6 protein-coding genes are annotated in these 4,102 nt (G+C 71.6%); all 6 read right to left on the bottom strand.

Features of this window, described 5'->3' with window-relative positions:
• Window positions 1–236: 236 nt before the first annotated feature.
• Entirely contained in the window at window positions 237–1,163 is a 927-nt protein-coding gene (locus ACFE67_RS14390) for an RluA family pseudouridine synthase (protein WP_375407561.1), read from the bottom strand.
• A 2-nt stretch (window positions 1,164–1,165) separates the two neighbouring features.
• Window positions 1,166–1,744, bottom strand: coding sequence for a signal peptidase II (gene lspA, locus ACFE67_RS14385; RefSeq protein WP_375407560.1), 579 nt, complete (start codon window positions 1,742–1,744; stop codon window positions 1,166–1,168).
• Entirely contained in the window at window positions 1,734–2,375 is a 642-nt protein-coding gene (locus ACFE67_RS14380; protein WP_375407559.1) for a DivIVA domain-containing protein, read from the bottom strand. The genes lspA and ACFE67_RS14380 overlap by 11 nt, the downstream gene beginning before the upstream one ends.
• Window positions 2,376–2,534: 159 nt before the next feature.
• Window positions 2,535–2,837 carry a YggT family protein gene (locus tag ACFE67_RS14375; RefSeq protein ID WP_375407558.1) on the bottom strand — a complete coding sequence of 101 codons (303 nt, stop codon included), beginning with the start codon at window positions 2,835–2,837 and terminating at the stop codon, window positions 2,535–2,537.
• A gap of 72 nt (window positions 2,838–2,909) precedes the next feature.
• Complete coding sequence (locus tag ACFE67_RS14370) at window positions 2,910–3,359, bottom strand: cell division protein SepF (protein WP_375407557.1); 450 nt, start codon at window positions 3,357–3,359, stop codon at window positions 2,910–2,912.
• A 54-nt stretch (window positions 3,360–3,413) separates the two neighbouring features.
• Window positions 3,414–4,082 (bottom strand): YggS family pyridoxal phosphate-dependent enzyme, encoded by a 669-nt coding sequence (locus tag ACFE67_RS14365; RefSeq protein WP_375407556.1) that lies wholly within the window; start codon window positions 4,080–4,082, stop codon window positions 3,414–3,416.
• Window positions 4,083–4,102 lie beyond the last annotated feature (20 nt).

The raw sequence follows: 4,102 nt of genomic DNA, 5'->3' as shown, positions 1-4,102 counted from the left end.
TGTCGCCGAGGCGCGCGGCACCGTCGAGCATCGAGTACTCGGAGTGCACGTGGAGGTGAACGAAGCTGTCTGAGGCGCCCATCGGTCAGGACGCTAGTGCGTGCCTCGGACAGTGTCTGAGCCACCTGGTCCCGCCGCGTTTCGCGCCGATCCGGAGGCGAGCACGACGGCAGGACTCAGCACCGACAGCAGGACAGGATCCGCGTCCGGGTCCTGCCGATGCTCCTCGGTCCTGCTCAAGCGCTCTCGTCGGCGAGGAGGTCGAGGGCGTGCTGGAGGTCGGGGGGCAGCGGGCTCTCGAACTGCACCTGCTCCCCTGTGGCCGGGTGGTCGAAGCCGAGGCGCGCCGCGTGCAGCCACTGCCGGTCGAGGCCCAGGCGCTGCCCGAGCACGGGGTCCGCGCCGTACATGGTGTCGCCGACCAGCGGGTGGCGGAGGTAGGCGAAATGCACCCGGATCTGGTGGGTGCGCCCGGTCTCGAGGTGCACCTCGAGCAGCGTCGCCGCACGGAACGCCTCGAGGGTGTCGTAGTGCGTGACGGAGGGACGCCCGTCGGCCACGACCGCGAACCGGTACTCCGCCTTCGGGTGCCGGCCGAGCGGCGCGTCGATGGTGCCGGAGGTCGGGTCGGGATGCCCCTGCGCGAGCGCGAGGTAGACCTTGTCGACCGTGCGCTCCTTGAACGCGCGTTTCAGGGCGGTGTACGCCGACTCGCTCTTCGCGACGACCATCAGCCCGCTGGTACCGGCGTCGAGCCGGTGCACGACCCCTGCGCGCTCGGCGGCACCGGAGGTGCTGACCCGCACCCCCGCCGCCGCGAGCCCGCCGACCACGGTCGGGCCGGTCCAGCCGGGTGACGGATGCGCGGCGACGCCCGCGGGCTTGTCCACGACGATCAGGTCGTCGTCCTCGTGGACGACGTCCATGCCCGGCACCACGATCGGCTCGATCGCGACCGCGGCGGCCTCCGTCCAGCGGACCCCGAGCAGCGCACCCGCGGGCAGCCGGTCGGACCGACCGACGGTGCGGTGGTCCACCTCCACCCCGCCCTCGTCGGCGATCGCCGCGGCCCTGGTCCTCGAGAGCCCGAGGAGCTTCGCGAGCCCCGCGTCGACCCGCTCCCCCACGAGTCCGTCGGGGACGGGCAGCAGTCGTTCGGGCACGGTCAGGCCTTCACGCGCGCGGGGCGCCTGCTGCCGTCGATGCCCCGACCCAGCAGCGTCAGCAGCACGAACAGGCACATGGAGGTGACGATCGCGCTGTCGGCGATGTTGAAGATCGCCGGCAGCAGCCAGGGCACCAGGATGAAGTCGACGACGTGGCCGACGCCGAACCCGGGCGGGCGCGTCAACCGGTCGGTGAGGTTGCCGAGGGTCCCGCCGAGCAGCAGGCCGAACAGCACGCCCCAGGCGACCGAGCGGATGCGGCGGGCGAACCAGATCAGGAACACGACCACCGCGACGGCGATGAGCGAGAAGATCCACGTCGCCGACGTCGCGAACGAGAAGGCAGCCCCGGGGTTCGAGACGCGACGGAAGATCAGCAGGTTCCCGACGACCTGCTGGGGCACCCCCTCCGGCAGGCTCGCCACCGCCCATGCCTTCACGAGCTGGTCGGTGACCGCCACGATCACGGCGATCGCGACCAGCAGGATCAGGACGACCGGGCGGGCGGGTGCGGACGCGGAACGGGGCGCCGCCGTGTCCGGCGACGCCCCGTCAGGTCCGTTCGGCTCAGTTGGCACCGAAGCCCGGGAAGCCCGACGGCGCCGGGACCCCGACGCCGCCGTAGGAGCCGGTGACCACGTTCGAGGCGTCCAGCTCGCGGAGCAGACCCTCGATGTGGCCCTTCAGCTTCTGCCGGTACTCGCGCTCGAACGCGCGCAGCTCGTCGATGCGGTGCTCGAGCAGCGCGCGCTCCTGGTCGAGGGAGTTCAGCTGCGACCGCTGCTTCGACTCCGCGTCGGCGACGACGCGGGCGGCCGTCGCGTGGCCCTCGGCGATCAGCGCATCGCGCTTCTCGACGCCCTCGCGCACGTGCTCCTCGTGGAGGCGCCGCGCGAGCTGGAGCAGGTTGTTCGTGTTCGACGGATCGACCGCGCCGACGTCGGTCTGCGCGGTCGGGTAGCTGAGCTTCTGAGCCGGGATCTGTGCGGCCTGCTCGCCGGTGACCGGAACGGAGGAGCGCTGCAGCTCCGCGATCCGGGACTCGCTGGCGATCAGTCGCTGGCGCAGGTCCTCGTTCTCCTGGCCGAGCCGGCGGAGCTCCACGACGACCTCGTCGAGGAAGTCGTCGACCTCGTCCTGGTCGTATCCCTCGCGGAACTTCGTCGGCTGGAATCGCTTGTTGACGACGTCTTCAGGCGTGAGGGCCATGGTCCCACCTTCATGGTTCTCTGCGTGGCTGCTGGATTGCGGTGCGGCTCAGACTAGCGCGCGCCAGCCCTCGCGGCCCCGTTTGCGGGGGCCGCGGCCCTCTCCGCGTGTCGCGCCGCGGCGTGCTCCGCGCGTCCAGGGACCCTGAGCGCCGACCGGTCAGACGCCCTGGAGGGCGAGCGCGACGTACATCAGGATGATCACGCCGAACATCACGATGGTGAACCCGAAGTCGAGCGCGAACTGGCCGATGCGGAGCGGCGGCAGCATGCGGCGCACCGCCTTGATGGGCGGATCGGTGGCGGTGTAGGCGACCTCCGCCAGCACCAGCACCGCGCCGCGCGGCCGCCAGCTGGCGCTGAACGCCTGCACGAGGTCGAGGACGAACCTGGCCCACAGCGCGAAGAAGTAGACGAGCAGGGCGACGTAGGCGACGGCGCCGATCAGGCCGATCGGGCTCATCGTCCGCTGTCCTGCACAGGCTTCAGTATCCCGGAGGCGGGCACGCCCACGTGCCCACCCTGCCAGGACGGCTCAGCCGGTGAACGTCGCGTCGAGGTCGGACGTCGCGCCGGACTCCTCGCCGGAGATCGTGATGTGCTCGGGTGAGAGCAGGAACACCTTGCTCGTCACGCGCTCGATCCTGCCCCGCAGCCCGGTCGAGAGACCGGAGGCGAAGTCGACGAGTCGACGCGCCTCCGCCTCGGTCATCTGGGTGAGGTTGATGATCACGGGCGTGCCGTCGCGGAAGTGCTCCGCGATCTGCTGCGCATCGCGGTACTGCCGCGGATGCACCGTCAGGATCTCGTTCATCTCGGGGACCTGCGTCCGAGCGGCCCCGATGCGTCGCGGCAGCGGCGTCACCTGCGCGCGCGTGATGACCGGCTGCACGTGCGGCGACGTCGGTTCGACCGGCTCCGCGTACTCGTACTGGTCGTCCGCGAGGCCGAGCCACACCATCGACTTCCGGATGGGGTTCGACATGAAGTCCTCCACGGGCTGCGCACACACCCCCCGCGGTGCCGCCCGAGATGGATGTTACAGCGCTGTGTTTCTGGGTCCAGTGACGGCCGTGCCGATCCGGAGGTGTGTCGCCCCCGCGGCGATCGCCTCGACGTAGTCGCCGGACATCCCCGCGGAGATCCAGGAGGCCTCCCGGTCGAGTGCGCGGACCCGCTCGGCGACCATCGCGAGGGCCGCGAAGGCCGGAACGACGGGGATCCCGAGGGGCGCGACGGTCATCACGCCCCGCAGCCGGAGCCCCTCGGCGCCGACCACCCGACCGGCCAGCTCGGGGATCGAGCCCGGCTTCGCACCCCCACGACTGGGGCCCCCGCCGCCGACGCCGAGATCGACCTGCAGCAGCACGTCGACGTCCTGCCCGGCGAGCGCGTCGACGAGCTCGGGCCGGTCGACGGAGTGGATCACGTCGGCGTACCTCGCGACCTGCCGCGCCTTGTTGGTCTGTAGCTGCCCGACGAAGTGCCAGGTCGCCTCCGGGAGCGCCGCGGCCTTGTCCCGCGCCTCCGGATGCCGGCTCTCCCCGAAGTCCCGCACGCCGAGCGCGAACAGCTCCTCGATCAGCGCCATCGGCTGGAACTTCGTCACCACGACCGTCGTGATCTCGGCCGGATCGCGGTGCGCGGCCCTGGCCGCCTGCGCAACGGCCGCCTGGACGGCGTGGAGGCGGTCGGCGAGTTCCGTCACGGGGTCGACCGTAGTCGGGG

It is taken from the genome of uncultured Amnibacterium sp. (assembly GCF_964244015.1).
Classification (GTDB): Bacteria; Actinomycetota; Actinomycetes; order Actinomycetales; family Microbacteriaceae; genus Amnibacterium.
The sequence above is the reverse complement of the archived record's forward strand: the minus strand, read 5'-3'. Positions and strand labels throughout refer to the sequence as shown.